The 26,371-nt window shown below is 71.4% G+C and carries 31 protein-coding genes and 1 pseudogene; 17 read left to right on the plus strand and 15 right to left on the minus strand.

The genetic code is table 11. The features are described from left to right. Nucleotides 1–145 precede the first annotated feature (145 nt). From FV242_RS15495 to FV242_RS15505, 3 genes are read left to right on the plus strand one after another with little or no spacing between them, the layout of a single operon-like run. A complete protein-coding gene (locus tag FV242_RS15495; protein WP_147907844.1) occupies nt 146–3,439 on the plus strand; it encodes a DUF2126 domain-containing protein in 3,294 nt (1,097 codons plus the stop codon). A 13-nt stretch (nt 3,440–3,452) separates the two neighbouring features. After that, on the plus strand, nt 3,453–6,002 hold the full coding sequence (locus tag FV242_RS15500; RefSeq protein WP_246692720.1) for a circularly permuted type 2 ATP-grasp protein: 2,550 nt from the start codon (nt 3,453–3,455) through the stop codon (nt 6,000–6,002). 55 nt (nt 6,003–6,057) lie between these two features. Continuing rightward, entirely contained in the window at nt 6,058–6,972 is a 915-nt protein-coding gene (locus FV242_RS15505; protein ID WP_147939534.1) for a transglutaminase family protein, read from the plus strand. 91 nt (nt 6,973–7,063) lie between these two features. Here FV242_RS15505 and FV242_RS15510 read toward each other — a convergent pair whose 3' ends face one another. The 4 genes from FV242_RS15510 to FV242_RS15525 form a co-directional block, all read right to left on the minus strand. After that, nucleotides 7,064–7,675: a pyridoxamine 5'-phosphate oxidase family protein gene (locus FV242_RS15510; RefSeq protein ID WP_147907865.1), complete on the minus strand. Its 612-nt coding sequence runs from the start codon at nt 7,673–7,675 to the stop codon at nt 7,064–7,066. Between the two features lie 5 nt (nt 7,676–7,680). Next, a complete protein-coding gene (locus FV242_RS15515; protein WP_147939535.1) occupies nt 7,681–9,384 on the minus strand; it encodes a lysine--tRNA ligase in 1,704 nt (567 codons plus the stop codon). Between the two features lie 388 nt (nt 9,385–9,772). Beyond that, nucleotides 9,773–9,991: a hypothetical protein gene (locus FV242_RS34575; protein ID WP_187278433.1), complete on the minus strand. Its 219-nt coding sequence runs from the start codon at nt 9,989–9,991 to the stop codon at nt 9,773–9,775. Nucleotides 9,992–10,058: 67 nt separating this feature from the next. After that, nucleotides 10,059–10,910 (minus strand): transporter substrate-binding domain-containing protein, encoded by an 852-nt coding sequence (locus tag FV242_RS15525; protein WP_187278436.1) that lies wholly within the window; start codon nt 10,908–10,910, stop codon nt 10,059–10,061. 146 nt (nt 10,911–11,056) lie between these two features. On the opposite strand from FV242_RS15525, the gene FV242_RS15530 reads away from it, so the two are divergent. Continuing rightward, a complete protein-coding gene (locus FV242_RS15530) occupies nt 11,057–12,919 on the plus strand; it encodes a glycosyltransferase family 2 protein (protein WP_147939536.1) in 1,863 nt (620 codons plus the stop codon). A 124-nt stretch (nt 12,920–13,043) separates the two neighbouring features. Beyond that, complete coding sequence (locus FV242_RS15535) at nt 13,044–13,253, plus strand: cold-shock protein (protein ID WP_007563113.1); 210 nt, start codon at nt 13,044–13,046, stop codon at nt 13,251–13,253. 162 nt (nt 13,254–13,415) lie between these two features. Here FV242_RS15535 and FV242_RS15540 read toward each other — a convergent pair whose 3' ends face one another. Continuing rightward, nucleotides 13,416–14,003, minus strand: a complete 588-nt coding sequence (locus FV242_RS15540; protein WP_246692721.1) for a hypothetical protein — start codon at nt 14,001–14,003, stop codon at nt 13,416–13,418. A 132-nt stretch (nt 14,004–14,135) separates the two neighbouring features. On the opposite strand from FV242_RS15540, the gene FV242_RS15545 reads away from it, so the two are divergent. Beyond that, a complete protein-coding gene (locus tag FV242_RS15545; protein WP_187278434.1) occupies nt 14,136–14,324 on the plus strand; it encodes a hypothetical protein in 189 nt (62 codons plus the stop codon). A 32-nt stretch (nt 14,325–14,356) separates the two neighbouring features. Here FV242_RS15545 and FV242_RS15550 read toward each other — a convergent pair whose 3' ends face one another. Beyond that, nucleotides 14,357–14,743 carry a TIGR02300 family protein gene (locus tag FV242_RS15550; RefSeq protein ID WP_147907853.1) on the minus strand — a complete coding sequence of 129 codons (387 nt, stop codon included), beginning with the start codon at nt 14,741–14,743 and terminating at the stop codon, nt 14,357–14,359. 265 nt (nt 14,744–15,008) lie between these two features. Here FV242_RS15550 and FV242_RS15555 point away from each other — a divergent pair, with 265 nt between their 5' ends. From FV242_RS15555 to FV242_RS15565, 3 genes are all read left to right on the plus strand, one after another. Next, nucleotides 15,009–15,212, plus strand: coding sequence for a hypothetical protein (locus FV242_RS15555; RefSeq protein WP_058192874.1), 204 nt, complete (start codon nt 15,009–15,011; stop codon nt 15,210–15,212). A gap of 194 nt (nt 15,213–15,406) precedes the next feature. After that, on the plus strand, nt 15,407–15,643 hold the full coding sequence (locus FV242_RS15560) for a hypothetical protein (protein WP_147907854.1): 237 nt from the start codon (nt 15,407–15,409) through the stop codon (nt 15,641–15,643). Next, nucleotides 15,640–15,885, plus strand: a complete 246-nt coding sequence (locus tag FV242_RS15565; RefSeq protein ID WP_147907855.1) for a hypothetical protein — start codon at nt 15,640–15,642, stop codon at nt 15,883–15,885. Before FV242_RS15560 ends, FV242_RS15565 begins: the two co-directional genes overlap by 4 nt. Before the next feature lie 43 nt (nt 15,886–15,928). Here FV242_RS15565 and FV242_RS15570 read toward each other — a convergent pair whose 3' ends face one another. The 5 genes from FV242_RS15570 to FV242_RS15590 all read right to left on the minus strand — a co-directional run bounded on the left by FV242_RS15570 (nt 15,929) and on the right by FV242_RS15590 (nt 18,791). Beyond that, a complete protein-coding gene (locus FV242_RS15570) occupies nt 15,929–17,320 on the minus strand; it encodes an L-serine ammonia-lyase (RefSeq protein WP_147939537.1) in 1,392 nt (463 codons plus the stop codon). Between the two features lie 328 nt (nt 17,321–17,648). Next, nucleotides 17,649–17,858, minus strand: coding sequence for a hypothetical protein (locus FV242_RS15575; protein ID WP_147939538.1), 210 nt, complete (start codon nt 17,856–17,858; stop codon nt 17,649–17,651). A gap of 136 nt (nt 17,859–17,994) precedes the next feature. After that, a complete protein-coding gene (locus tag FV242_RS15580; protein ID WP_147907858.1) occupies nt 17,995–18,264 on the minus strand; it encodes a hypothetical protein in 270 nt (89 codons plus the stop codon). Nucleotides 18,265–18,403: 139 nt separating this feature from the next. Continuing rightward, nucleotides 18,404–18,613, minus strand: a complete 210-nt coding sequence (locus tag FV242_RS15585) for a hypothetical protein (protein ID WP_147939539.1) — start codon at nt 18,611–18,613, stop codon at nt 18,404–18,406. After that, complete coding sequence (locus tag FV242_RS15590) at nt 18,606–18,791, minus strand: hypothetical protein (protein WP_147939540.1); 186 nt, start codon at nt 18,789–18,791, stop codon at nt 18,606–18,608. Before FV242_RS15590 ends, FV242_RS15585 begins: the two co-directional genes overlap by 8 nt. A gap of 182 nt (nt 18,792–18,973) precedes the next feature. Here FV242_RS15590 and FV242_RS15595 point away from each other — a divergent pair, with 182 nt between their 5' ends. Then, on the plus strand, nt 18,974–19,480 hold the full coding sequence (locus FV242_RS15595) for a hypothetical protein (RefSeq protein WP_147939541.1): 507 nt from the start codon (nt 18,974–18,976) through the stop codon (nt 19,478–19,480). Between the two features lie 114 nt (nt 19,481–19,594). On the opposite strand, the gene FV242_RS15600 is transcribed toward FV242_RS15595, so the two are convergent. Next, complete coding sequence (locus FV242_RS15600) at nt 19,595–20,431, minus strand: outer membrane protein (RefSeq protein ID WP_147939542.1); 837 nt, start codon at nt 20,429–20,431, stop codon at nt 19,595–19,597. Between the two features lie 575 nt (nt 20,432–21,006). Between FV242_RS15600 and FV242_RS15605 the strand changes: the two genes are divergently transcribed. Both FV242_RS15605 and FV242_RS15610 read left to right on the plus strand, forming a co-directional pair. After that, nucleotides 21,007–21,489 (plus strand): DUF2721 domain-containing protein, encoded by a 483-nt coding sequence (locus FV242_RS15605; RefSeq protein WP_147910777.1) that lies wholly within the window; start codon nt 21,007–21,009, stop codon nt 21,487–21,489. Nucleotides 21,490–21,582: 93 nt separating this feature from the next. Further along, on the plus strand, nt 21,583–21,783 hold the full coding sequence (locus tag FV242_RS15610) for a hypothetical protein (RefSeq protein WP_147910776.1): 201 nt from the start codon (nt 21,583–21,585) through the stop codon (nt 21,781–21,783). A 51-nt stretch (nt 21,784–21,834) separates the two neighbouring features. Here the strand turns inward: FV242_RS15610 and FV242_RS15615 are convergent, their stop codons facing one another. The 3 genes from FV242_RS15615 to FV242_RS15625 form a co-directional block, all read right to left on the minus strand. Beyond that, a complete protein-coding gene (locus tag FV242_RS15615; RefSeq protein WP_147856358.1) occupies nt 21,835–22,035 on the minus strand; it encodes a hypothetical protein in 201 nt (66 codons plus the stop codon). 97 nt (nt 22,036–22,132) lie between these two features. After that, complete coding sequence (locus tag FV242_RS15620) at nt 22,133–22,453, minus strand: energy transducer TonB (protein ID WP_187278435.1); 321 nt, start codon at nt 22,451–22,453, stop codon at nt 22,133–22,135. 61 nt (nt 22,454–22,514) lie between these two features. Continuing rightward, complete coding sequence (locus FV242_RS15625) at nt 22,515–22,757, minus strand: hypothetical protein (RefSeq protein ID WP_147856356.1); 243 nt, start codon at nt 22,755–22,757, stop codon at nt 22,515–22,517. Between the two features lie 201 nt (nt 22,758–22,958). Between FV242_RS15625 and FV242_RS15630 the strand changes: the two genes are divergently transcribed. The 5 genes and pseudogenes from FV242_RS15630 to FV242_RS35505 form a co-directional block, all read left to right on the plus strand. Next, entirely contained in the window at nt 22,959–23,792 is an 834-nt protein-coding gene (locus FV242_RS15630) for an outer membrane protein (protein ID WP_147910775.1), read from the plus strand. A gap of 134 nt (nt 23,793–23,926) precedes the next feature. After that, nucleotides 23,927–24,064: pseudogene (locus FV242_RS35500) on the plus strand (catalase); the annotation flags it as partial. Nucleotides 24,065–24,190: 126 nt separating this feature from the next. Further along, a complete protein-coding gene (locus FV242_RS15640; RefSeq protein ID WP_147910778.1) occupies nt 24,191–24,370 on the plus strand; it encodes a hypothetical protein in 180 nt (59 codons plus the stop codon). Nucleotides 24,371–24,807: 437 nt separating this feature from the next. Then, a complete protein-coding gene (locus tag FV242_RS15645) occupies nt 24,808–25,851 on the plus strand; it encodes a helix-turn-helix domain-containing protein (RefSeq protein WP_147939543.1) in 1,044 nt (347 codons plus the stop codon). A gap of 100 nt (nt 25,852–25,951) precedes the next feature. Further along, a partial coding sequence (locus FV242_RS35505; protein WP_246692722.1) for a hypothetical protein occupies nt 25,952–26,371 on the plus strand: 420 nt, incomplete at its 3' end.

The following is a 26,371-nucleotide window of genomic DNA, read 5'->3' on the forward strand; positions in this document are numbered from 1 at the left end:
GCTCCGCGGACGCAGAGGGCACCGCACGAAAATTGCTTGTGACCCCGTCCTTGGCACATAACCGCGCGGTGGGCTCGGCGATCGACCCGCCGCGGCGCCCGGTGCCGGCTACGAGACCGCATTCGATCCTTCAGACGGAGCCATCGTGTCGATCAAAGCCGCCCTGCACCACGTCACGCATTACCGCTACGACCGGCCGATCAGCCTCGGTCCCCAGGTGGTGCGCCTGCGCCCGGCTCCGCACGCGCGCACCAAGGTTCCGGCCTACGCGCTGACGGTGACGCCCGCCAACCACTTCCTGAACTGGCAGCAGGATCCGAGCGGCAACTGGCTCGCCCGCCTGGTCTTCCCGGAGAAGACCGACGAACTGAAGATCGAGGTCGACCTCACCGCCGAGATGGCGGTGATCAACCCGTTCGACTTCTTCGTGGAGGATTACGCGCAGGCTCGGACCTTCGCGTACGAGCCGGACCTGTCGGAGGAGCTGGCGCCCTACCTGATGCCCGTGGACGCGGACGGGCCTGAGATCGAGGCGCTGCTCGCGCGGCTCCCCGAGGAGCCCAGCACGGTGCTGTTCCTAGTGGCGCTCAACGGCCTGATCGCCCGCGAGATCGCCTACGGCGTGCGCCTGGAGCCGGGCGTGCAGACGCCGGCCGAGACGCTGCGGCTCAAGAGCGGGTCGTGCCGCGATTCGGCCTGGCTGCTCGTGCAGGTGCTGCGCCGGATCGGGCTCGCGGCGCGCTTCGTCTCCGGCTACCTGATCCAGCTCGTGCCCGACACCACCGCGGTCGACGGCCCCGCCGGCGCGTCGGCGGACTTCACCGACCTGCACGCCTGGGCCGAGGTCTACCTGCCGGGCGCCGGCTGGATCGGCATGGACGCGACCTCCGGGCTGCTCACCGGCGAGGGCCACATCCCACTCGCCGCGACCCCGCATTACCGCTCGGCGGCGCCGATCTCGGGTGCGGCCGAGCCGGCCAAGACCGAGTTCGGCTTCGAGATGCGGATCACCCGGGTCGCCGAGACGCCGCGGATCACCAAGCCGTATTCCGAGACGGTCTGGTCGGCCATGGACGCGCTGGGTGAGCGGGTCGACGCCGACCTCGTGGCCCAGGACGTCCGTCTGACCATGGGCGGCGAGCCGACCTTCGTGTCGGTGGACGATTTCGAGGCGCCGGAATGGAACATCGCCGCGGTCGGCCCGACCAAGCGGCGGATGGCCGACACGCTGATCCGGCGCCTGCGCGACCGATTCGGCCCGGGCGGGCTGCTGCATTACGGCCAGGGCAAGTGGTACCCGGGCGAGAGCCTGCCGCGCTGGGCCTTCGCGCTCTACTGGCGCAAGGACGGCAAGCCGATCTGGACCGACCCGGCCCTGATCGCCCCCGAGGTGGGCGAAGGGGCGGAAGGCCAAGATTCACACGGTACCGCCACCATCGCGCAGGCCAAGGCGCTGGCCGACGCGCTGGCCCGCCGGCTCGGGCTGTCCGACTACGTGTTCCCGACCTTCGAGGACGGCGAGCTCTGGGAGAAGAAGGCGGCGGACCTGCCGGTCAACGTCACGCCGGCCGCCGCCAAGTCCGGCTCCGTGGAGTTCGACGCCCGGATCCGGCGCGTCTACGCCCGCGGCCTCGGGGAGCCGGCGGGCTACGTCCTGCCGCTCGCGAGCCTGCCCACCGGCAAGGACGGCGATTCCGACCGGGTCTGGATCTCGGAGAAGTGGGCGTTCCGCCGGGGCCAGGCCTTCCTGGTGCCGGGTGATTCGCCCCTCGGCTTCCGCCTGCCCCTGTCGTCCCTGCCCTACGTGCCGCCCGAGCACTATCCCTACTACCAGCCGCAGGACCCGCTGGAGCCCCGCGGGCCGCTCCCCGACGATCCCAAGGCCGCGACGGTGGTCAACGGGGCCGGCATCACCGGCGTCGCGGTCCGCACCGCGCTGGCGATCGAGCCCCGGGACGGAATCGTGCGCGTGTTCATGCCGCCGACCCAGCGGGCCGACGAGTATCTCGAGCTCGCCGCCCACCTCGAGGCGGCTGCCGCCGAGCTGGCGCTGCCGATCCATGTCGAGGGCTACGAGCCGCCCTACGATGCGCGCATCGGCCTGATCAAGGTCACCCCCGATCCCGGCGTGATCGAGGTCAACGTCCACCCGGCCGCGTCCTGGCGCGAGGCGGTGGCGATCACCACCGACCTCTACGCCGAAGCCCGGCAGACCCGGCTCGGCGCGGAGAAATTCATGGTCGACGGGCGCCACACCGGCACCGGCGGCGGCAACCACGTGGTCATGGGCGGCGTCACGCCGGACGATTCGCCGTTCCTGCGCCGGCCCGACCTGCTGAAGAGCCTGGTGCTCTACTGGCAGCGCCACCCGGCGCTCTCGTACCTGTTCTCCGGCCTCTACATCGGCCCGACCAGCCAGGCCCCGCGCATGGACGAGGCCCGCCATGACGGGCTCTACGAGCTGGAGATCGCGCTGGCCCAGATCCCGGCCGCCGACGCGCCCAACATCCCGCGCTGGCTGGTCGACCGGGTGTTCCGCAACATCCTGGTGGACGTCACCGGCAACACCCACCGGGCCGAGATCTGCATCGACAAGCTGTACTCGCCGGACGGTCCGACCGGGCGTCTCGGCCTGCTGGAGTTCCGGGCCTTCGAGATGCCGCCGGACGCCCGCATGAGCCTCGCGCAGCAATTGCTGCTGCGGGCCCTGGTGGCGTGGCTGTGGCGCGAGCCGCAGACCGGGGGTTGTGTCCGCTGGGGCACGAACCTCCACGATCGCTTCATGCTGCCGCATTTCCTCTGGGCCGACTTCCTCGGGGTGCTGGAGGATCTGCGGGCGGCGGGCTACGCTTTCGACCCGGTCGCGTTCGAGGCGCAGGCCCAGTTCCGCTTCCCCGTCTTCGGCGTGGTGGAGCAGGGCGGGGTCCGGATGGAACTGCGCCAGGCGCTGGAGCCCTGGCACGTGATGGGCGAGGAAGGGACCAGCGGGGGCACCGTGCGCTTCGTCGACAGCTCGGTCGAGCGGCTTCAGGTCAAGGTCGAGGGGTTCGTGCCCGAGCGGCACGTCATCGCCTGCAACGGGCGCCGGCTGCCCATGACCGGCACCGGCCGTGGCGGCGAGGCCGTGGCGGGCCTGCGCTTCAAGGCGTGGCAGCCGGCCTCCTCGCTGCACCCCACGATCCCGGCCCACTCGCCGTTGACCTTCGACATCCTCGACGTCTGGAGCGGACGTTCGCTCGGCGGCTGCCGCTACCACGTCGCCCACCCGGGCGGACGGAACTACGAGACCCACCCGGTCAACGCCTACGAGGCGGAGGGGCGCCGCCTCGCCCGCTTCGAGCCCCTCGGTCACACGCCGGGCCGGGTCGAGATGCCCCGCGCGGAGACGAACGCCGAGTTCCCGCTGACCCTCGACCTGCGCATGCCGGCCCCGACATGACCGGAGCCCGGTGATGGAGGCGGCGCTCGCGGCCGGCGCCGCCCGGACCGAGGCGGGCGAGAACGTGCGCGAAAGCCCGCGGGAGCGCGTCGCGCGCTGGACCGCGGGTTATCGGCCCGTCTCCGGCCGTCCCGACGAGTTCCTGGGCGGCGACGGCGCCCCCCGGGGGGCGTGGCCGCGCCTGCTCGACCATCTCGGGGCGCTCACCGAGCCGGAGATCCTGGCCCGCTTCGTCTCGGCGGAGCGGCACATCCGGGATGCCGGCATCTCGTTCCGGATCTCCGGCGACCAGCGCGAGCATCCCTGGCCGCTCGACTGCCTGCCCCTGGTGGTCGAGGCCGCCGAGTGGCGCGACCTCAGCGCCGGGATCGTCCAGCGCGCGGAGCTGATGGAGGCGATCCTCGCTGATTGCTACGGCGAGGGCCGCCTGGTCGCCGACGGGCTGCTGCCCGCCGCGATCGTGGCCGGGACACCCGAATTCCTCCACCCCCTTCACGGGGTCGCACCCCCGGGGGGGCACTACCTGAAGCTCTACGCCGCCGATATCGGCCGGGGGCCGGACGGGCGCTGGCAGGTCCTGGCCGACCGGACGCAGGCCCCCTCGGGCCTCGGCTGGGCGCTGGAGAACCGCATGGTCCTGGCCCGGACCTTCCCGGACTTCTTCCAGGACCTCCACGTCGAGCGCCTGCCGGCCTTCTTCCAGGCCTTCCGCGAGGGGCTAGCGCTCGGGGCCGAGCGCTCCGACCCGCGCATCTGCCTGCTGACCTCGGGGCCCTACAGCAGCACCTATGTCGAGCAGGCGGCGTTGGCCCGGTATCTCGGCCTGATGCTGGTCGAGGGCGACGACCTCGTCATGCGCGACGGCGCCCTGCACGTGCGCACCGTCTCGGGCCTGAAGCGGGCCGACGCCCTGTGGCGGCGGATCGATGCCGACTATCTCGATCCCCTCGAACTGAACCCGGCCTCACGCCTGGGCGTGCCCGGAGTGATCGAGGCCCTGCGCAACGGCTCCCTGGTGATGGCCAACATGCCGGGCTCCGGGTTGGTCGAATCCGCGGCGCTCGCCCCGTATCTCGACGGCATCGCCCGCCGGCTGCTGGGCACGCCGCTGCGGCTCGGGCATCCCCGGGCCTGGTGGTGCGGCGACCTCGAAGGCCTGGCCCACGCCCAGGCCAACCTCGACAGCCTGACCCTGCGCCCGGCCGCCACGCCCCAGCGCGGGGCCGGCCGCGACGCGATCCTGGCGCCCCAGGCCCTGGCGGCCGAGCGGGCCCGGGTGGTGGCGGCCCTGCGCGACCGGCCGTTCGACTACGTCGCCCAGGAGGCCGCGCCGCTCTCGACCATGCCGGGCTGGGAGCGTGGCGACAACGGCCTCTACCTGGTGCCCCGCCCCTTCGTGGTGCGCGTCTTCGCGGCCCGGACCCCCGCGGGCTGGCAGGTCATGCCGGGCGGCTTCTGCCGGGTCTCGGAGCGCGAGGACGTCGACCCGATCGAGATGCGGCTGGGCATCCGCTCGGCCGACCTGTGGGTGCTGTCCGAGAGCCCGGTCGAGGCGCCGCTGATCGGCTCCCACGCGGCCCCGCGGGTGCGCCGGGTCGGCGGCCACCTGCCGTCGCGTGCCGCCGACGGCCTGTTCTGGTTCGGCCGCTACCTCGAGCGCGCCGAAGCGGTGATCCGGCTGGTCCTGGCGCACCTGCGCAGCGTCGGCGACGCCGTCGGGGCCGACATCTCCGGGGCCCTCGACACGCCGGCCGCCCTGGCCCTGCGGGCGCTGCTCTACGAATGGGGCGCCACCGGCGCCACCGACCTGCCCACGGCCCGGCTCGCCCAGGAGGCGCTGACCGGGCGCGAGCGCTCCGGCTCGGCCCGCGCCCACATCGTCTCGGCCCGGCGCAACGCCGCCGCGCTCCGCGCCCGCCTCTCCGGCGAGGCCTGGCGGGTGCTGGCCGACCTGATCGAGATCGTGTCGCTGGACACCGAGCGGGCCTTCACCGAGTCGCAGCTCGCCGGGCGGGCCGAGCGGGCGCTGAGCCAGCTCGCCGCCCTGTCCGGGCTCACCCACGAGAACATGAGCCGGGCGGAGGGCTGGCACTTCGTCGAGCTCGGCCGGCGCGTCGAGCGGGCGGTCAACACCTGCACCTTCGCGCTGTCCTTCGCCAACGACGAGGCGACCCCGGGCTGCCTCGGGGTGATGCTGTCGCTCAGCGACTCGCAGATCAGCTACGGCCGGCGCTACATGCAGGGCGCGGCCCTCGACCCGGTCCGCGACATGGTGTTGCTCGACCCCTACAACCCGCGTTCCATCGCCTTCCAGGCCGAGGCGATCGCCCGGCACCTCGACGACCTGCCGGCCCTGTCGGCCGACGGCATCCCGGAGCCGCATCGCCGCATCGCCTCCCGGATCCTGGCGGAACTGCGCAGCGGCGAGGCCGCCGATTTCGACGCCGTGCGCCTGACGGCCCTGGAGACCGACCTCGAACGCCTCGCCGACGGCATCGCAGTGCGCTACTTTCCGGCCGGGCCGAACGCGCTGCGCCCGGAAAAGCTGACAGGCCTGGCTTGATGATGTGCGCCCCTGAAGCCGCCTTGAGGACGGCCCGCGGCGCGCGGTCGTCGCGATGATCTACACGCTGCGCCACCGCACCACCTACCGCTACGGCAAGCCGGTGCGCTTCGCCCGCTGCGCCCTGCGGCTCAAGCCGCAGGACGGCGAGGGCCAGAGCGTGCTGGCGAGCGCCGTGACCATCGATCCGAGCCCCACCACCGCGGTGATGCGGCGCGACTATTTCGGGATCGAGGCCGTGGCGATCACGCTCGATACGCCCCACACCACCTTCAGCGTCGAGGCGCTGTCCACCGTGCGGGTCGAGCGCCGCGTCCCGCCGGAGCCCGAGGCCGGCCAGCCCTGGGAGCGGGTCCGCGACGCCGTTGTGGCCGGGTGCGACCTCCGCGGCCGGGCGCCGGTCCATTTCCTGTTCCCGAGCGGCCGGGTCCCCCTCGTCCCCGATGTCACCGACTACGCCCGCGCCAGCTTCGTGCCCGGCCGCAGCGCCTATGGGACGGCCTACGACCTGATGCTGCGCATCCGCGCCGACTTCCGGTTCGACGCCAAGGCCACGACTGTGCGCACGCCGCTCGCCGAATCCTTCGCGCTCCGGGCCGGGGTCTGCCAGGATTTCGCCCACGTGATGATCGCGGGCCTGCGCGGCATGGGGCTGCCGGCCGCCTATGTCAGCGGCTACCTGCGGACCGTGCCGCCGCCGGGCCGGCCGCGCCTGCGCGGCGCGGATGCGAGCCACGCCTGGGTGGCGGTCTGGTGCGGCGACGGCTGGCTCGGCCTCGACCCGACCAACGGCGTGGCGGTGCGGGACGACCACATCGTGGTGGCCCGAGGCCGCGACTACGGCGACGTGGCGCCGGTGGACGGCATCGTCAGCGGCTCGGGCAAGCAGCGCCTGAAGGTCGAGGTCGATGTGATCCCCGAGACCGAGACGCAGGATTTTTCCCAGCCGGGTCTCGCCCTAGTGGGGTGAGCGGAGGCGAGCGGCACGGGCCGATCCGATGGACGGCATGCGCCCGTAATGCACGCACTCTACAGGCGGATCCAGAAAATCGAACGCCGCGTCACCACATCGTCTTGGCGGCCCGTCCCGGCCATTCCGCGTCGTAGACCTGGCCTCCGACCTCCCCCGCGGTGAGCGCGGCCAGGATCGCCCCGGGGCTCGGCAGGTCCGCCGGATCGACCCGGGCGTCGGGCTCCCAAAGCCGGGCGCGGATGATCGCCCGGGCGCATTGGAAATACGCCGCCTCGACCGTGATCACGAGGGCCGTGCGCGGCGCGTGCCCGTCCACGCGGAACGAATCCAGGAGATCCGGGTCGGCCGAGATCACCGCCGTGCCGTTCACCCGGAAGGTCGTGCCCGAGCCCGGGATCAGGAACAGCAGCGCCACCCGGGGATCGCGCACGACGTTGCGCAGGGAATCGATCCGGTTGTTGCCGCGCCGGTCGGGCAGGATCAGCGTGCGCGGGCCGGCCACCCGCACGAAGCCCGGCCGGTCGCCCCGGGGGCTGCAATCGAGCCCCTCGGGACCGCTCGTCGCCAGCACTGCGAACGGCGCGGCGGCGATCAGCGCCGCGTAGTCCGGCGTGATCGCCGCCGTGACCTTGGCCACGGAGGCGGGCGCCAGGGACGGCGCGTAGATCGCCTCCAGCGCCGCGATGCTGTCGACGATCATCGCGCTCACGCGACGACGTCGGCGGGGCGGCCCACGAAGGCGGCGTGCTCCGCCACCAGGGCCCCCGAGAGGGCTGCTGCGATCAGCGCCCGGGTCTCCGCCACCCCGTAGAGGGCCACGAAGGAGCCGAAGCGCGGCCCCCGCGCCTCGCCGAACAGCACGTTGTACAGGCTCGTGAACCACGCCTGGGACACGCCCGGGCGCCCGTCCGGGCTCTTGGCCTTGCCGGACGTATCGGGGAAGTGGCGCCGCCCGACCTCGTAGACCGCCGCCTGCAGGGCTTCCGGATCGGTGGAGCCGGCATGCTGGCCGAGCGTCTCCGACAGGTCCTCGAGGGCCGTCCGCTCCTCCTGGCTCGGCTCGCGGTAGGTCTTGGCCGGGCGCACGAAGTCCGAGAAGTACGTGAGCGCGTGGACCACCAGCCGGTCGAGCCCCGGATGGGTCTCCGGCCCGGTCTGCGGCGCGTAGCGGCGGATGAACCCCCATAGCACCGCCGGATCCTCGGTGTTGGCCACCGCGGCGAGGTTCAGCAGCATCGCGAAGGTCAGGCTCGCGCCCTCGACCCGCTCCGGCTCGGGCGGATTCCCGGCATGCAGGTGCCAGACCGGGTTGCCGAGGCGCAGCTTCGCGTCCTGGCCGGCATAGCGGTCGAGGAAGCCGATATACTCGTCGACGTGCCGTGGGATCACGTCGAAGAACAGGCGCTTGGCCTCGCGGGGCTTGTTGTACATGAACAGGCCTAGGGATTCCGGCGTGCCGTACTTCAGCCAGTCGTCGATGGTCAGGCCGTTGCCCTTCGACTTCGAGATTTTCTGGCCCTTCTCGTCGAGGAACAGTTCGTAGTTGAACCCCTCCGGCGGCTCGCCGCCGAGCGCCCGGGCGATCTTGCCCGACAGCTTGACCGAATCGATCAGGTCCTTGCCGGCCATCTCGTAATCGACGCCGAGCGCGACCCAGCGCATCGCCCAGTCGGGCTTCCATTGCAGCTTGGCGTGGCCGCCGGTCACCGGGGTCTCGTAGCGCTCGCCCGTGGCGGGGTCGCGCCAGACCAGCGTGCCGGTCTCGACCCGCACCTCGTCGATCGGCACCTGCATGACGTGGCCGGTGACCGGGTGCAGGGGCAGGAACGGCGAGTAGGAGGCCGATCGTTCCGCGCGCAGCGACGGCAGCATGATCTCCATCACGGCGTCGTAGCGCTTCAGAACGCGCATCAAAGCCGCGTCGAACACGCCCGAGCGATAGCAATCCGTCGCCGAGCGGAACTCGTAAGCGAATCCGAAGGCGTCCAGGAAGCGGCGCAACTCGGCGTTGTTGTGCGCCCCGAAGCTGTCGTGGGTGCCGAACGGGTCCGGCACGCGGGTGAGCGGCTGGTTGAGATGCGCGGCCAGCATCTCGCGGTTGGGCACGTTGTCCGGGACCTTGCGCAGTCCGTCCATGTCGTCCGAGAAGGCGATCAGTCGGGTCGGCACCGCGTCCCGGGTCAGCACCCGGAAGGCGTGGCGGACCATGGAGGTGCGGGCGACCTCCCCGAAGGTGCCGATATGCGGCAGCCCCGACGGCCCGTAGCCGGTCTCGAACACCACCTCGGTCGTGCCGGATTTCTCCAGCCGCGCGACGAGCTTGCGCGCCTCCTCGAAGGGCCAGGCGGCGGCGGTGGCGGCCGCCTCGATCAGGTCGGGGTCGAGGGTCAGGGCAGGTGCGGCGGGCATGATCTGGGGACTGAGGTACGCTGGGATCGCGCACCCTAGAGCGGTTCGAGCCCCAGCGGAACGCCTGCCGGCGCAATCCGGCGTCCCGGCGGCGTTCGGGGCGCGTGTGGGTTCTTAGGATTGCGGCTGGCGCGCGGCATGCCGGCTGCCGAGGATGACGATCTCATCTGTCGCGACGTGATACGTGATCGCGTAGGGGTATGGACGTACCTGGAGACGTCGGACACCGGGCCGGGACGTCACGGAGCCTGCAAAGGGTGTCGCAGGAGAAGGTCCATGGCCGCCCGAAGCCGCCGTCGTACCTTGCGCGCGCCCTGTGGGTTCTTCTGGTCAAGGTAGGCCAGAGCCTTGCCGGGTTGCGATGCCGCGGTCTGGGTGAGGCGCAGCCTCACAGGCCATGTCTGGCCCAGATGGCGCGTACCTCCGATTCCGTCGCGAGGTCGCCACCCGCCGCCGCCGCCTCGGATGCGTCGAGTTCCGCCTCCTCCTCCGGGGTGAACCGGTCGAGCGGTGCGTCCTCGCCGACGAAGGCCAGCATCAGGCGGGCGATCTCGTCCTGCACCTCCGGGGCGAGGGTTTGAGCCTGCGCTACCGCCTTATCCGTCATGCCTCGGTCCTTTCGGCGAACCCGTTGCCGGGCAGGGTCACCGATGCGCTGCCGCGACGGAAGCCCCTCAGAACGGGCTCACCGGGAAGAACCGCAGGTATAGCTCGGTGTACTTTCCGTCGTCCCAGACCCGCTGGAGCGCGTCGTCCAGCGCCCGGGAGAGGGCGGCGTCCTCCGGGCGGGTGATCAGCCCGATGCCCTCGCCGAAATAGCGGTTCTCCAGGTAGTCGCCGCCGATCAGGGCGCAGCAAGCCTCCGCCTCCTGGCCGCCGACATAGAGGGCGAGGTTGAGGCCGTCGGCGAACAGGTAGTCGATCTCGCCGCGCTTGAGCGCGCCCTCGGCGGCCGCGAGGTCGAGGAACTCCTTCGGGACGGCTTTGGGGAAGAACGCCTTGAGGTAGGCCGCGTGCGCACTGCCGCCCATCACTCCGACGCTGCGTCCGGCGAGCGCCGCCGCCGAGGGGACTGGCAGGCCCTTGTCGGCCCGCGCGGCGAAGCGCGCCGGCCAGCGGAAATACGGGCGCGTCGCCAGGAATTTCTCACGCACGGGCGCGGTCAGCGGGATGGCGGCCGCGATCACGTCGCCCTGGCGGCTGTCCAGGGCGTCCAGCAGGGTGTCGAAGCGGCGCGCCTGCACCGTGCAGGTGATCGTCAGTTTCTCGCACACCGCCCGGGCGAGCTCGACCACGAAGCCGGTCGGGTTGCCGTCCGGGCCTGCGAAGTGCAGCGGCGGGAACTCGTCGTCGGTCAGGAATCGAACGGCGCGGCCGGTCTGGGGCGCCTCGATCCGCTCGCCGCGGCTGCGCGGATTCCAGAAATCCGGGACCGTCACGGAGGGCGTCGCCTCCTGCGGCGCGGCGGTCGCCGCCGCACGGGCGGGCCGCGATCCGCCCCACGCCAGGGCCGCGAGCGCAGCCAAGGCGAGCATGGCGAAAGCGAGCGCGGATCGCGCTCCGCCCGCCCTTGACGGCGGAAATGCGGCGATGCTCCTTTCGGAGGACGGGAACGGGGTCTGGCTCACGCCCCTCCCCTACCACGTCCTGGGGCTGCCGGGGGAGCGTCGGCATGTCGGTGCAGCGCCTGCCCACGGCCTCGATCGCCCCGACGATGTCCCTGCCGCCGGAGATCGCGTTCCTGCGCGCCGAGGGGATCGATGCCCGCCTCCTGACCCGGGCGGCCCGGGACGCCGCCGCCGCCGGGACCGATGCGGCGACCGCGCTGCTGAATGCCGGGTTGATGGAGGAGACGGCCTATTACCGCGCCCTGGCCCGGCGCCTCGGCGCCCCGTTCCTCGGCGGTCCGATCCCGTTCGGCCTGGGGTTGCGCTTCCCCGACAGCCTGGTCGCCGGGCTCGCGCCCCTGGCCCTCGGGGCCGTCGCCGCCTGCGTGCTGGCGCCCCGTGGCCGGCTGATCGCCGAGCTTCTCGACGGGCCGCGCCGCGTCGCGATGCCGGCGATCACCAGCCCGACGCACCTGCGCGAGGCGGTGTTCGCCGCGATTCCGGGGGCGGTGGCGGATCACGCGGCGCAGGATCTGCGGCGGCACGCGCCCGAACGGTCCGTGCCGTCCGAGCCCGCGAGCCGGTGGCTGCTGCTCCTCGTGCTCGTGCTGATCGCGGGGTTCTGCCTGTTCTCGGTGCTGCCGCCGCCCATCGCCCGCGCCGTGACGCTGACCGGGCAGGCCCTGTTCCTGGCGATGACGACGGTCCGGCTCGCCGCGGCGATCATCGCGGCGCCGGTGGCGGCCGAGGCCGTTGACCTGCTCGTCGACGCCGACCTGCCGGTCTACACGGTGCTCGTCGCCCTCCACCGCGAGGCGGCGGTGGTGCCCGACCTGATTCGGGGACTCGCCGCCCTCGACTATCCGGCGGCGAAGCTCGACATCAAGCTGCTGATCGAGGCGGACGATGCCGAGACCGCGGCGGCCCTGGCGCCGATCGCCCTGCCGGCCCGGTTCGAGGTGATCACGGTGCCGCCGGGGGCACCCCGCACCAAGCCGCGGGCGCTCAATGCCGCCCTGCCGCTCGCCCGCGGCGCCCTGCTCACGGTCTACGACGCCGAGGACGTGCCCGATCCCGGGCAGCTGAGGCTGGCCGCGACGCTGTTCGCGCGCCTGCCCGAGAGGACCGCCTGCCTGCAGGGCCGCCTCGTGATCGACAATGCCGGCGATTCCCGTCTGGCCCGGGCCTTCGCGCTCGAATACGCGGGCCTGTTCGACGTGCTGAACCCGGCGCTCGCGCGCCTCGACGTGCCGGTCCCCCTCGGGGGCACATCGATGCACCTACGCACACGGGTGCTGCGGTCGCTGCACGGCTGGGACCCCTGGAACGTCACCGAGGATGCCGACCTCGGGATGCGGCTCGCCCTGGCGGGTTACGCGGTCGGCGACCTGCCGAGCGCCACGATCGAGGAGGCGCCGGCCCGGCTGGGCCCCTGGCTGGCCCAGCGCACCCGCTGGCTGAAGGGCCTGATGCAGACCAGCCTCGCCCACGGTCGCCGCCCGCTGGACAATGCCCGCCGCCTCGGCACCCTGGAGGCGCTCTGCGCGGCGGCGCTGGTACCCGGCACGGTGGCCTCGGCGCTCGCCTATCCCGTCTGCCTCGCCTACGCCGCCTGGCGTTACCTGATCGCGGAGATCCCGGCCGCGCCGTCCTTTCCGGACAACCTCGTGGCCGGGATCGCCATGACGCTGTTCGGCGTGGGGTTCGCCGCCATGGTGCTGCCGACCCTGATCGGCTGCGCCCGGCGCGGCTGGGGCGACCTGGCGCAGTCGGCCCCCTGGATGCCGCTCTATTTCCTGCTCGTCAGCCTGGCCGCCTGGCTCGCCCTGATCGAGCTGGTCCGCGCGCCGGTGCGCTGGAACAAGACGCCGCACGGCCTGTCGCGTACCTCGCGCAGCGGCCGGTTGCGGCGGCGGGCGGCGCCGTGACGGGCGGTTTTCGATGGCCCGCCCGTCACGCGCGTGCGGAACTTTGGGAACAGTCGGCCGAGGCGGCTCGTTCGGCCCCTGCGGCACGTCGCTTTGGCGAGCCGGAGACGACTAGGACAACTCTATGGCTACCGGTACCGTGAAGTGGTTCAACGAGACCAAGGGCTACGGCTTCATCCAGCCCGATGATGGCGGCAAGGACGTTTTCGTCCACATCTCGGCTGTCGAGCGCGCAGGGATGCGCAACCTGATCGAGGGACAGAAGATCTCCTACGACGTCGAGGCCGATCGGCGCAGCGGCAAGGAGAGCGCGGCCAACCTCAAGGCCGACTGAGCTTTCCCGATCCGGGACCGAAGCGCGCGCGTCCGCTTGCGCTTTGGCTAACCGGAGCCGGCTATCACCGGTCCTGCGAGCCGCGTTGCGTATCGGCTCGCGCCGGTGAGATCCACGACCTCCCCGCTGCCCGGTGATCGGATCTGGGCGCGGGGGGGCGTGTCACGTCTCGTCCTCGGACGAATGGGCGACCGCCGGACCCCGGTAGAGCAAGGTCGCGTGCCGGTCATGCGCCTTCCACACCGGCAACGAACCCTCCCGAACGAACATCGCGAAGGCCTCGACCGCCTCCCAGCGCTCGAACGCGTCCGCGCCGTCCAGGGCACGACCCACGATACAGGCGCCCTCCGGGGCGTCCGCGCCAGGTCGCTTGCCAGGAGACGCGCCGGGATTGCGACGCTCGAGCGCGAAGACGACGCCTGCGCGATCCGGCCTCAGCGCATCCGGCAGGGCCGCGATCCGGCGCCAGAGGCAGTGCCATTGCACGCAGGCCTCGGGACGCTCGGGGTAGATCCCGCAGTCCCGGCCGGAATTGTGCCGGCACAGGATTCCCGCCGGTTTGGCCAGGGCCTTGATCTCCAGGATGCGGCAGCAGGCCGTGCATGATCCGCAGGACCGGCCGGGAACGAGCGCTCCCGTGGCGTGCGGGACCGTCAAGCGCGGGGTGCCGTGGCCGGAATTGCCATCGCTGTCGATCCTGTCGGGGGCGGGTGCCGCAGGCACGGCCGCCCGGGCTGCGACATCGCGCATCGTGCCGGATATCGGACCCGGCACGATGCGCGAGCGCCTCGATCCGCATCGTCTTCTTCCGAAAGGCGGGGGCCTCCTTTCGGAACGTCGCTTGCGTGTCGGACCCACCGTCCGCGGTGCAGGACCTTGCCGATGCCCGGCACGGCCACGCTCCGGGACCTGGTGACCGACGAGCGCATCGCGATCGAGGCGGGCGGCCGTGCGGTCGACGCCTATTTCGTGGAGCCCGCGACGCGGACACACGCCTCGAGGCCGGATCACGTCCCGGATCCGGCCGCGGCCGACATGGTGCACGCCTTCGCGCCGGCCACGACGCGATGACGCCCCGACGGCGTCATCGCGTTCGGACGATCCTACTCGTCGTCGTCGTCGTTGACCTCAACGAGGTCGGAGGTGTTGTCGTCGTCCTCGTCGACCACGAGGGTGTCGTCCTCGACCGTCTCGCCGTCGTCCTCGATGTCCAGGGCGTCGTCGCCCTCGGTATCGGTGTCCTTGTCGGCCTCCTCGGCCTCGACCTCATCGAGGGACACGAGCTCGGGGCCCTCGGCCTCGTCCTCCTCTTCGACCGGCGCCTCCTTGCGGGCGACGACCGGCGCGGCCGTCCGGCCGAACGAGGTCGCGACCGCGGTCGGGACGACTTCGCCCGAGTAGGGGGAGACGACGGGATCCTTGTTGAGGTCGTAGAACTTCTTCCCCGTCGTCGGGCAGATCCGCTTTGTACCAAGGTCCGGACGCGCCACTGCAACTCTCCTTAAGAACGTGATCGATGCCGGATCGCCGGCGTGGTTTCAGGGTGTGTAGCACAGGACGGCGCCCGGTGACCCGCCTCGACCGAGACGGATCCCACGGGGCCGCCGCCGGGGCGGTGCCCGGCCCGACGCGCCCGCCCGGATGCCCGGGCCCGCGGTGCCGTACCGGTCCGTTGCCCCCAGCCCATGACAGATTGCGCCGCGGAATGCCCGCAGGTGACTGGCATCCGCGCGGCAAGGCTGGCATAGGGCACTTATGTCAGACGTACCACACCCCTACTCCATCGAGGTCTCCCCCATCGCCAAGCCGGAGGGCCATTTCCAATGGGCCATCCGCCGGAGCGGCAAGCTGATCGAGCGATCCGATCGTCCGCACCGCAGCGAGGCGAAGGCGTTCGAGAGTGCCATGGAGGCCATCGAGCGCGCCATGAAGCCGGGCGCCGACGGCGGCCGTCGCTAAAAACGCATGATTCCGGGCGGTGGCACCTCACGATCCCTGATCTGAGGCGCGCCGCACTGATTCGGTGACGATGCCGGCAGCCCGCTTTGCGGCGGGCTGCCGGCGCACCTGCGTTCGCCTGCCTTGCAGGGCGTGGCCGGGTGGTGTGTGGGCGACGGCCGGAGAACCAACGGCGGTCCCGCTCGTTATCGAACATGCCGCAGCGGAAAGACCAGCCTGACTGCACCTGCGCGACCCTGCGGGAACGCCTCGCGTTCAACATCCTGTTGGACGAGTTCGCGATCGCCGCGTTGTCGGACGCGCTCGTGCTGCTGAACGCCACCGATGATGATCCGGGCGTCACCCAGATCGAGCACACGATCCGGACCCATCGCATCGCGATCCTGAAGCAGCGCGTCATCCTCGGCGCGGCGGGCATCGAACTCGAATGACGGCCGCACCGCTCTTCGTCGTGCGGGCGAGGAAACCCCACGGGACCGCGACGTACAATTGCCCGACGCCGGAATGGGCGCTCAAGAAGCTGGGCGATTTTCGGGCCGCCGGTCACGACAGCATCAGCATCACCGGGCCGGACGGGCAGCCGCTGGACGAGGCGGACCTGCGCGCGCTGGTCGAGGGCCGAGACGGCCCGGTGCGCAGCGCCGGCCGTGTCACCGCCGATCTCAAATCCTGAGCGCCGCCTGACGCGGGTGCCGCTTGTTTAGGGATTGGCCCGGTCAGCATTCCGGCAGGTTCACCGCGAGCCCGGCCAGGCTCGTCTCCTTGTATTTCGCGCTCATCTCCTCGCCGGTCTGCCGCATCGCCGCGATGCAATTGTCCAGCGGCATGAAATGCGAGCCGTCGCCGCGGAGCGCCAACGAGGCTGCCGCCACCGCCTTGGTGGCACCGATCCCGTTGCGCTCGATGCAGGGCACCTGCACCAGGCCGGCCACCGGGTCGCAGGTCATCCCCAAGTGATGCTCCAGGGCGATCTCGGCGGCGTTCTCGACCTGCGCGGGCGTCCCGCCGAGCACGGCGCAGAGGCCGGCCGCCGCCATGGCGCTGGCCGAGCCGACCTCCCCCTGGCAGCCGGCCTCCGCCCCGGAGATCGAAGCGTTGTGCTTGATCAGCCCGCCGATGGCCGCGGCGGTCAGGAGGAACTCCGGGATCCGGCCCGGATCCGCGCCGATGCAATGGTCGATGTAGTACCGAATCACCGCCGGAACGACGCCGGCGGCACCGTTGGTCGGCGCGGTCACGACTTGTCCGCCGGCGGCGTTCTCCTCGTTGACCGCCATGGCGTAGACGCTCAGCCAGTCCGCCATGACGTGCGGTTGGGCGGTGTTCGAGCCGTGCTCGCGGTCGAGCTGGTCCCGGATCCGCTTGGCCCGGCGCTTGACCCGCAGGCCGCCGGGCAATTCGCCCTCGCGGGCGAGGCCCCGCTCGACGCAGGCATTCATGGCCTGCCAGATCCGGGTGAGGCCCGCATCGACCTCCGTGTCGGAGCGGCCGACGGCCTCGTTCGCACGTTTCATCGCGGCCACCGACAGGCCGCTGTCGCGGGCCATGCGCAGCATCGCGGCCGAGGTCTCGAACGGGTACGGCCACAGCCGCAGGTCCGCGGCCGCGGTGGGGGGCGGCACCTCGGCCGCGCGCTGGGCCGCGGTGACGACGAAGCCGCCGCCGATCGAGTAGTAGGTCTCGGAGACGAGCGGCGCGTCCGCCGCGTCGAGGGCGGTGATCACCAGGCCGTTCGCGTGACCGGGCAGCGGCGGTCCGTAATCGAAGATGATCGCCGTCGCCGGATCGAAGGCGAGGACCGGCAGGCCCGCCGGAGCGAGGCGCTTCTCGACGCGCAGCGCCTCGAGCGCGCGTTCGGCGTCGTCCATGGGGATATCGGCCGGCCGGAAACCGAGGAGACCGAGCGCGACGGCGCGGTCGGTGGCGTGTCCCCGCCCGGTGAACGCCAGCGAGCCGTGCAGTGTCGCCCGGAGGGCGGCCGCCCCTGCGTGCGAATCATGCCGGCGCAGCAGGTCCAAGAAGTCGGCCGCAGCCGTCATCGGCCCCATCGTGTGGGACGAGGAGGGGCCGAGGCCCGGTTTGAACACGTCGAACACGCTCAGAAACATCGGTTTGCCTGTCCCGGCCGCAGGGCCCCGTCATGGCCTGCGACGCCTTTTCCGCGAAAGCCGGCTCCACGCCGGAGGCGCAACTGCCCGGTCATGCCTGGCCTGCCCACCGGCTCCGAATGGAAGAAACGCGCCAAGCCGCGATAACGGCCCGGATCCCGACCGGGGCGCCCTCGGGATGCGTTTCTATGCGTTCCTTGCGCCAGACCGGCGTCGCTCCGTTCGGCTGCCTCGGAGGGAGGCCCAAGGGTCGGGGCAGGACCGGACACGAGCCTCCACGGGCGACGGTTGCCGGTCCGCGCGGTCCCTGGGCCACTTGCGTGACGTGCTACAACGCCTTTTCGGTGCCGTCCTCGACCGCGGCGGGGGCTGGTTCCGGCGCCCTGCATTCCGTCCCGCGCTCGGCCGCGTCCCGGCCTTCGGCGGCCGGGGCCGCCTGCGGATAGCCGTTCGCGCCGAGCCGTTTCCGGCCGGCGCGCGCGCTCGCCTTCCGGTCCTCCGGAGAGGGTTGGGCGCTGCCGCTCTGATCCCGGGCCATGACAAACTCCTGACCTCAGGTCCAACCGCCGAGGCGGCCCGGGGTTCGGTGCCGGCGCCGCTGCACTTTTTCGACGGCCGGAAATAAATCCCGGTCACGGTGCGGCCGGGGCGTCGAGCCCCGGCGCGCGGCAGCTTTAGTAGCGGCAGACGCGCCGCGGGCCGAAGGGCGTCGGGCGGAAGAAGCAGCGGGGACCGTAGAAGCGCGGCCGGCGGTAGATCGGGCGGCAGCGGCCGTAGGGCCCGGGGGCGAAACCGGGGCCGCACCCGTAGGCGATCGCTGTGATCGGGGCGGTGCCGGTGATGGCGTCGGCGGCCATCGGTGCCAGCGGCGCGGCGCCGGCGGACGCCAAGCCGAGACCGCCGGCCACGGCTGCAACCGCCGCGAGCATCTTCACGTGCATCATGATCAGACCCTCTGTGCAAACCTGCGCCGGGTCCGCCCGGCGCAGGCTGAGGGTGAGATCGGTCCTGCGGCCTGAATGCCGGCTGACCCCCGCTTTGACCGCCCGGAAACATGAATGAGTCCGCGGGTCCGGGGCCGGCTTAACGGCCGCTGGGCTTGTCGCGCTCCGCTCCAAGGCTGGTGCCACCCCGGGCTGCCTCCTCCGCCTCGGTGCCGGCTCGATCCATCGGGCCGTCCTGGGGTTTGACCGTGCCGGTGGCCGTATCGAGCGGGGCGTTGGCCAGTCCCTCGCTCTTCGGCTTGCCGTGGGGCATCCGCTGCGCCTGCGTGTCGGCGGGCACGTCAGCCATGCTGGGATCCTTTCGCGTCGGGCGAGCTGACCTTCGGGCCCTCGTCCGGGGCTGCCCGGTCGGGGCTGGCGGCAGCCGGAGGGGCGGGCTGATGTCTGGCGGTCGCCCGCGCCCGGCGGTGGGCGTCATACTCGGTCTCGGCGAGGTCTTGCGTGTCGGCCGTCGGTCCGTCGGGCATGCGTGACTCCCTTTCGGAGGCAACCGCCCGAGACGCCTCCGGTATCCGGCCGCCTCGCCCGGGGCCGCCGGGATGTCGGCGCGGCGCGCCCGACGTTCGGTCGCAGCGTGCCGGATGCGCATGCAGGAACACCGCGACAGCCGTGGTGTTGACGGCCAAATCTACAATCGCGAGGCGCAGCGATGTCAGGAACCGCCAAGAAGACAGATCCGAAGCTGTGGGAGACGGTCAAGCACGCGGTCACCGAATCCGACAAGGGCGGCAAGCCCGGTCAATGGTCGGCCCGCAAGGCTCAGATGGCGACCGCGGAATACAAGAAGGAAGGCGGCGGCTACGCCGGCAAGAAGGCGTCCGACAACCACCTCACGCAGTGGACCGAGGAGGAATGGGGCACGAAGTCCGGCGCCGAGAGCGGCGAGACCGGTGAGCGCTACCTGCCCAGGAAGGCCCGCGAGAGCCTGACCGATGCGGAATATGCGGCCAGCACCGCCAAGAAGCGCGCGGACACGCGCAAGGGTAAGCAGTTCTCGAAGCAGCCCAAGGCCGCGGCCGAGAAGGCCGCGGCGGCGCGCAAGGGCGGCCGCGAAGGCACGACGAAGGCGGAGCTGATGCGCAAGGCCAGGGCGCAGAACGTCTCCGGCCGCTCGCGGATGTCGAAGGCCGAACTGGAGCACGCCGTCCAGGCCTGACCGGGACCGCACAGATGAAGACGTCCCGGGATGTGATCCCGGGACGCTTCTCGACCAAGCGGCCAGTCTGATCGGGCTGGGGATGCTTAGGTCAAGGGGTTTCGGCGGCGCTGCTCAGTACGAGCCGAACTTGTAGTTCAGGCCGGCGCGGACGACGGCGAACTCGTCGTCGCGACGACCGATCGGGCTGTAGTAGGCCGGGACGAGGTTGGCGGCGTTGACCACTAGGGCACCCTGGTTGCTGTTGCCGCGATCAAGGTTGACGTACAGGCCTTCGACCTTGAGCGTCACGGCGCTCGAACGGAAGAAGTTCAGGAACGAGTCTGTGGGGAGCGCGTACTCGATGCCGCCGCCGACGGCGTAGCCGGTGCGGAAGCTGTCGTTGCCGGCGTAGCCGCCGAACGAGCGGTCAGCGCTGCCCGAGCCGTAGGCGAAGCCGCCGGTGCCGTACACGAGGGTACGGTCGAAGGCGTAGCCGAGGCGGCCGCGCACGGTGCCGAAATAGTCGAGGCTCGACAGGCCGCGCGGGTCGGTGACGTAGAGGCCCGGGGCGACGGCGCCGCTGATGAAGGCGTTGTTCCGGTTGCGGCCGAAATCGAGGTACTGGGCGTCGGCCTCGATGCCGACGACCACGCCCGAGCCCGGGGTGAACTGATAGTTGTAGCCGACCTGGGCGCCGCCCGAGAAGCCGTCCTGGCTGCGGTCGCGGAAGGTGGCGGTGGTGCCGACGGCGGCGTAGGGGGCCGGGATGCCGAAGACCGAATTGTTGGAGCGGCTGCTGGCGTCGAAGGCGTAGCCGGCGTTGATACCGAAGTAAGCGCCGGTCCAGGTGAACACGGGCACCGGGGTGAAGATCGGCGGCGGGGCGGCGCGGCGCGGCAGGTCGGCGGCCGAGGCGGCGCCGGTCAGGAGGGCCGTGGCGGCGCTCGCGAGAAGAAGCTTCTTGATCATCGGGTCCTCTGTCTCCCGTTCGGCGGGATGTGTGCCCGGCAACAGAGACGGCAGGTCGGGGAAACGCGATAGTGCAGCGCTGCAACAGCGCCTCCAGGGTCCCGGACCGGTGGTTGGGTCCGTGCGATTGAGCACATCCCGCGCCCAAGAATGCCACTTGAGCCCGAAGATTTGTATCTCGACGTTTCCGGCAGCAAAAAACCCCGCCGCACGAGGCAGACGGGGCTTTAGTTTGCTCGAGAACATTCCCAGGACCAACCAGGAAGCTTCGTGCTCACTTAGATCGGAGTGGCCGGCGCCTCGCAAGCCCGTCCGGGACTATTGATGGGTGTTAAGATTAATTAACGCCCCCTGCCGCCTGTGCGGGGGCTGTAAACCCTCGGCGAATAACCGCCATCCCGCGAACAGTCTGCGTGGCGCGGGCATGCCCCGGCCCCGCGGCGTGGTCCGCGGGTTGCGCTCGGACGCCATCCTGTGGTGACGCTCCGGCATGCTGAACCCGAGATCATCCGCCGTCGCGCGGGGCGGCGCCAGAGACCGGGCGGTTGCGCCACGTCCGCGAGCGTAGCGCGCCCATGTTCGGCTTCTCCTTGAGCTCCACCGAGCCCGACAGCATCGCCCACATCATCCAGGTCGCCCTGGCGCCGGCTTTCCTCCTGTCGGCGCTCGCAACCCTGCTGAACGTGTTCTCCGCCCGTCTCGGCCGAATCTCCGACAAGGTCGATGCCCTCTCGGGACAGATCGCCAAGGCGACCGACATGGAGGCCGCGCGCCTGTCCCGCAGGCTGACCTTCCTGCGGCGGCGCTCCTTCGTGCTCGATGTCGCCGTGGTCCTCGCCTCGCTCGGCGCTTGCCTGATCGGGATGGCGGTGCTGACGCTGTTCGTCGGAGCGATGCGCGATGCGGCGACCGCCTCGATCCTGTTCGCCTGCTTCGGTGCGGCACTGGTCTGCACGGTCGCTGCGATCGGGGCGTTCATGACCGAGATCCTGATGGCGGGTCACGGCGTGCGCGACGAAGTCGAGCACCAGCAGGACAAGGTCCCGGCCCAATCGTGACCGGCTCGTCTTTCGCATTGCACGGCAAAGGAACTTCGTCTTAATCTCGAGGGTGCCTGATTCTACGCGTCCGCTTCGTCCGAGTGTTCCGCCATGAGCGTCGCGATCCTTGTTGCCCTCATCGCCGGTGCTTTGTGCCTCGGAATGCTGTCGTCCATCCTGCCGTCCGGGCGGCGGGACGAGGACGAGGAACTGGCCTGCGAGAACGACTACTTCGACATCGGCGGACCGGTCATCGACCTGAAGCCGTTGATCCCGCTGATCGAGGCGCCGGCCCTCGAAGCGAAGCGATAGGCCCGGATCGCCGGGAGGGCCGCCGAAAGGCCGGCGGCCCCGCATGTGAGGTCAGGCGGATTCGCCGTCCGAATCGTCCGCGTCCAGGATGGTCTCCAGGTCGCCCACCAGGGCGTCGAGCTGGTCGGCGGTGGCCTTCAGCTTCAGCTTGGTGCCGTCCTCGGCCTCGACCGCGATTTCGATATGGTCCCCGACCTGGGCGGCCAGGGCCTGCTTGATGGTGTAGGTGGTCACGTCAGCGGTGTCGGCCATGCCTGTCTCCGTGTTGGCTGCGGGCAACGCGGATCCTCGAGCCTTGGTGCTGCGGCAGAAGCTCGCGTTGATGGCGCCGCGCGGAGCGGGGCCAACGCTAGCCGCGGGTTCGGCGATGCGTCGGCACCTGCCCAACATCCGCCGCATGCCCATCCGCCACCCGAGGGGGCGGCGGCAGCAGCAGCGGCGGCCGGGGCCGCTCGACGATCACCGCCTCCAATACCACCGGTCGGGCGGGCTTGGTCAGGGCGAGCGGCTTGCCGGGTCTCGACGCCAGGGTGCCGGCGGCCCAGAGCGCCAGGCACGACAGGCCGACCAGCACGCCCGTCCAGGACGGTTCCGACCGGACCATCAGGGAGGCGGCGCCCGTGAGGGCGGAAGCGGCCGCGAGCAGCCGGGGCGTGGGATCACCGGACATCACCGCGCCAGCCTCACTGAGGCGGGCTGACGGCCGGTGAAAGGAATCACTCGAATGCGAGTCAATCCGCCAGGCTGGAGGGCGTCTGCCAGGCGGTGCCGGGATGCTCGCGGATGTCGCCGGCCCGGGACCCGGTATCGGCGTCGCTGGTCCAGTCGCTGGGCTCGGTGAGGCCGGCGATCTCCGCTTCCGGGTAGGCCGCCGCCAGGAACAGGCGCGCCTCGCCCTCGGCCTCCGCCCGCACCGTCACGAGGGGCTTGTCTCCGTCCGCGTCGCGAATCTGAGCGATGAACAGCTTCGTCATGGGGCCTCCGCGTGGGGCGACGCACCGTCGTTCCCGAGAGCGTCCGGCGCCAACGGGCCGGTGGCAGGATGGTTCAGGTCGGCGGCCCGATGGCGCCAAAATTCCCTTCCGCGGCACCTGTGGCCGTGGCGATACAGCTTGAGTGTGGAAAACCGGGTAATTTCCCGCTCGATAGGAACATTCGCTGGGGAAAGACCAGTTATGAAGACGCTTCTGGCCTCGTTGGCCGCCTTTACTGCCCTGACCGCCGCCGCCTCGGCCGCCGACCTGCCGCGCCGCGCGGCCCCGCCGCCGATCTTCACCCCGGTGCCCGTGTTCACCTGGACCGGCGCCTACTTCGGTATCAACGCCGGCTACGCCTTCGACGCCAGCAGCAACAGCACCTCCAGCTTCGGCATCCCGGCCGCGTTCGCCACCGGCGTCGCCACGGCGAACTTCAGCCAGCGGAACCAGGAAGGCTTCTCCGGCGGTGGCCAGGTCGGCTACAACTACCAGTTCACCCCGGGTTCGGGCGTGGTCATCGGCGTCGAGGCCGACGCCCAGTACCTCGATTTCGGCCGTGGCCGGAACAACGCCTTCGTGACCGGTGGCGGGCTGCGTCCGGGCTTCTACGTGACCGACCCGCGCGGCCTGTCGAGCCTCGACTTCTTCGGCACCGTGCGCGGCCGTCTCGGCTACGCCTTCGACCGGGTCCTGGTGTACGGCACCGGCGGCTTCGCCTACGGCTCGGGCAGCGCTGACCGTTCGTTCGGCGGCTTCGCCGGCAACGACAGCTTCCGCACCGGCTGGACCGTCGGCGGCGGCATGGAATACGCCCTCCCGGTCGACTCTTTCCTGAACTTCTTCCGTTCGTCGGCCGTGACGCTCAAGGTCGAAGGCCTGTACGTCAACCTCGACCGCAACACCCGCAACCAGGGTGCGTTCGTGATCAACGCCGCCAACAACGTCCCGGCCTTCTACAGCGCCATCGGCCGCCGCGACGACGAGTTCGCCGTCGTCCGCGCCGGCCTGAACTACAAGTTCGGCTCGTACTAGGACCAACGCCGCCCGGCCGATCAGGCCGGGCGGACATTGTGCCAGCAAACGCCTCGGGTGCTTCCGCGCCCGGGGCGTTTGTCGTTGAACATGGCCAGGACGGCACGGAACGGGGTTTTCGGGCCTGGACGACGGACGGCCCCGTCTTCAGCCCGTGGCACGGGCTGGCGGCGCTCCGACCACTCGGCTCGATCATGCGGGCGCGCCGGGCAGTCTACCCGGCCTCGGCGGGATTCCGTGCTGCGCAGAACGGCTGCCCGCTCCGCAAGCCCGTCAGAGCCGCCGCGCTGCGGGTCCGTGCCCTCCGGCGGGGGGCGGGGGCCTGGAACAGCCCCGGCGCCGTCACCGTTGTCCAGGTCATGCCGGCCCCGGCCGGTCCTTCGGGATGTGAGCGTTTCATGACCAGCCGTACCCTTCAGTCCACGCTTCTCGCCCTCGCCCTCGTCGCGGGCAGCGCCGGGATGGCGGCCGCCCAGAGCACGCCCAACGGCAACACCTCGACCTCCGGCTCGCCGGCCGGCAGCAACAGCACCGGGAACGGGGCCACGGGCAGCGGTGCGGCGCCCAGCGGAAAGTGACCCGGCCTCGACCCTGAGCGCCGTGTAATCGGTCGATCCCGGGGCCCCGTGCTCCGACGACCGTGCCGCCTTCAACCCCGCAACCCGACCGGGTCCGCGGGGTTTTTCGTGCGCCGGCCCCGGAGGAGCGGAGCGCGCCTAGCGTGACACGCCGCGAGACCATCCGCCTGCGGAAGCGAGCGAGCGCCCGTCGGCTCCCGATAGAGATCGGCCCGAATTCGGAATCCGTGACACGAAGGCTCGCTTGTCTTGCGCGATGGACTGAGGTTCGATCCCTTAGATGCCGGCGTTCTTGAGGATTATATTCTACGTCCTGGTATCGCTGCATAAATCCGGTATCCCAATCGTGGAAGCTTGACCTTTCATCTGCAAACCAGCACGTGACATCAGCACGTGGCCGGCTGCGCACGCGCATGTCGGGATGCACGACTCGGGCGATGCGGTCGAAATCAGTCCTGGAGATGGGCGGGGACGGGCCTGGTCTGCTTCAAGCCGCGGCCTGGCGTGAGGCCGTGGCGCCGTTCTGGGAGTTCGCCATCCGGCCGGAGGATGTCGCCGACTTCCGCGGGCAGTCGCAGGTCCGGCATCTGGGCAACGCCATCCTGTGCCGGGCGGGGGCCTCCGGTTTGCGGTTCGAGCGCTCGCGCGCCCTGGTCGCCCGGATGGGCGTCGATCACATCCTGGCGCATGTCCGCGTCTCCGGCCGCTCCCGGATCGAGATCGACGGCAGCGAATACGATTGCGGGCCCGGCGATATCTGCCTGTTCGACCTGTCCCGGCCCCTGGCGGCCCGCTCCACGGATTACCGCGCCCTGACGCTGGTCCTGCCGCGGCCGCTGTTCGGCGCGGGGGCGGTCGATCTCGACACGCTGCACGGGACGGTCCTGCACGGCACGACGCCGTTCGGCGAGTTGCTCGCAGACCATCTCCGTTCGCTCAGCGCCCATGCCGACGGGTTCTCGGAACGCGAGGCCCGGGCGGCCGCGGAAGCGACCGCGACGCTGCTCGGCGCTGCCGTGCCGCGCCTGTCCGGAGGCGAGCGGACCGACCGGGCGCCGGAGCGCGCACCGATCCTCCTCGTCATCCGGCGGGTGATCGAGGCCGAGTTGGCCAACCCGGGCCTGACCGCCGAGGCGCTCTGCGGGCGGTTCGGCGTCTCGCGCAGCACGCTCTACCGCCTGTTCGCCCCGATGGGCGGCGTGGCCGGCTACATCCGCCAGCGCCGGCTCGACCGCGCCTACAGGGACCTCGCCCGCCCCGGGGACGGCCGCTTCGCGCGGATCTCGGAGGTCGCCTACCGGTGGCATTTCGAGAACCCCGCGCATTTCACGCAGGCCTTCCGAGACGCGTTCGGTTGCGCCCCCCGGGACGTCCGCGCCCAGACCCGCGCCCAGATCCAAGCCGGCGCGCCGCCCGCCCCGCTCCCGGCGCGCCAGGGCTGGGCCGACTTCTACGACTGGATCCTGCGGCTGTCGGCGTGAGCCGCCTCGCCCCGCTCCTTCGGGGCGCGGGACGGCCGAACAGTACCTCGATCGCGCCGGCCCTTGTGCGCCCGGGGCCGGATCGCCCATAACGGCCCCGATGAAGTCTCGGATTCGGCACGGGCGCTCGGGGCGCGGCTGGTGGGCGATCGCCGCCCGCATGCTCGCGCTCGTCTTGACCCTCTGCCTGGCCGGACCGGGCGTCGGCCTCGCGGCGGACCTGGCGTTCCATGCCGGCGGCCATCACGACCGCGTCGACGGGCCATCGCTCGCGGAGGCCGGCACCAGCGTCGATCCCGGCGTGACCGAGCACCTCCATTGCGGCTGCCACCAGGTCGCGCCCCTGGAGACCGGAGCCCTGGCGCCGCCGGTGGTTCCCGTCCGTCCGGTCGCGGTCCGGATCTCCGGCGCCCTCCCCTCGGTCGTGCCCCCCCCCCCCCCCCCCCCCCCCCCCCCCCCCGCCGGGGGGGGGGGCGCCGGGGGGGGGGGGGGGGGCCGGGGGGGGGGCCACGACCGAGGG

Origin of the sequence: Methylobacterium sp. WL64, assembly GCF_008039945.1 — a bacterium.
Classification (GTDB): domain Bacteria; phylum Pseudomonadota; class Alphaproteobacteria; order Rhizobiales; family Beijerinckiaceae; genus Methylobacterium.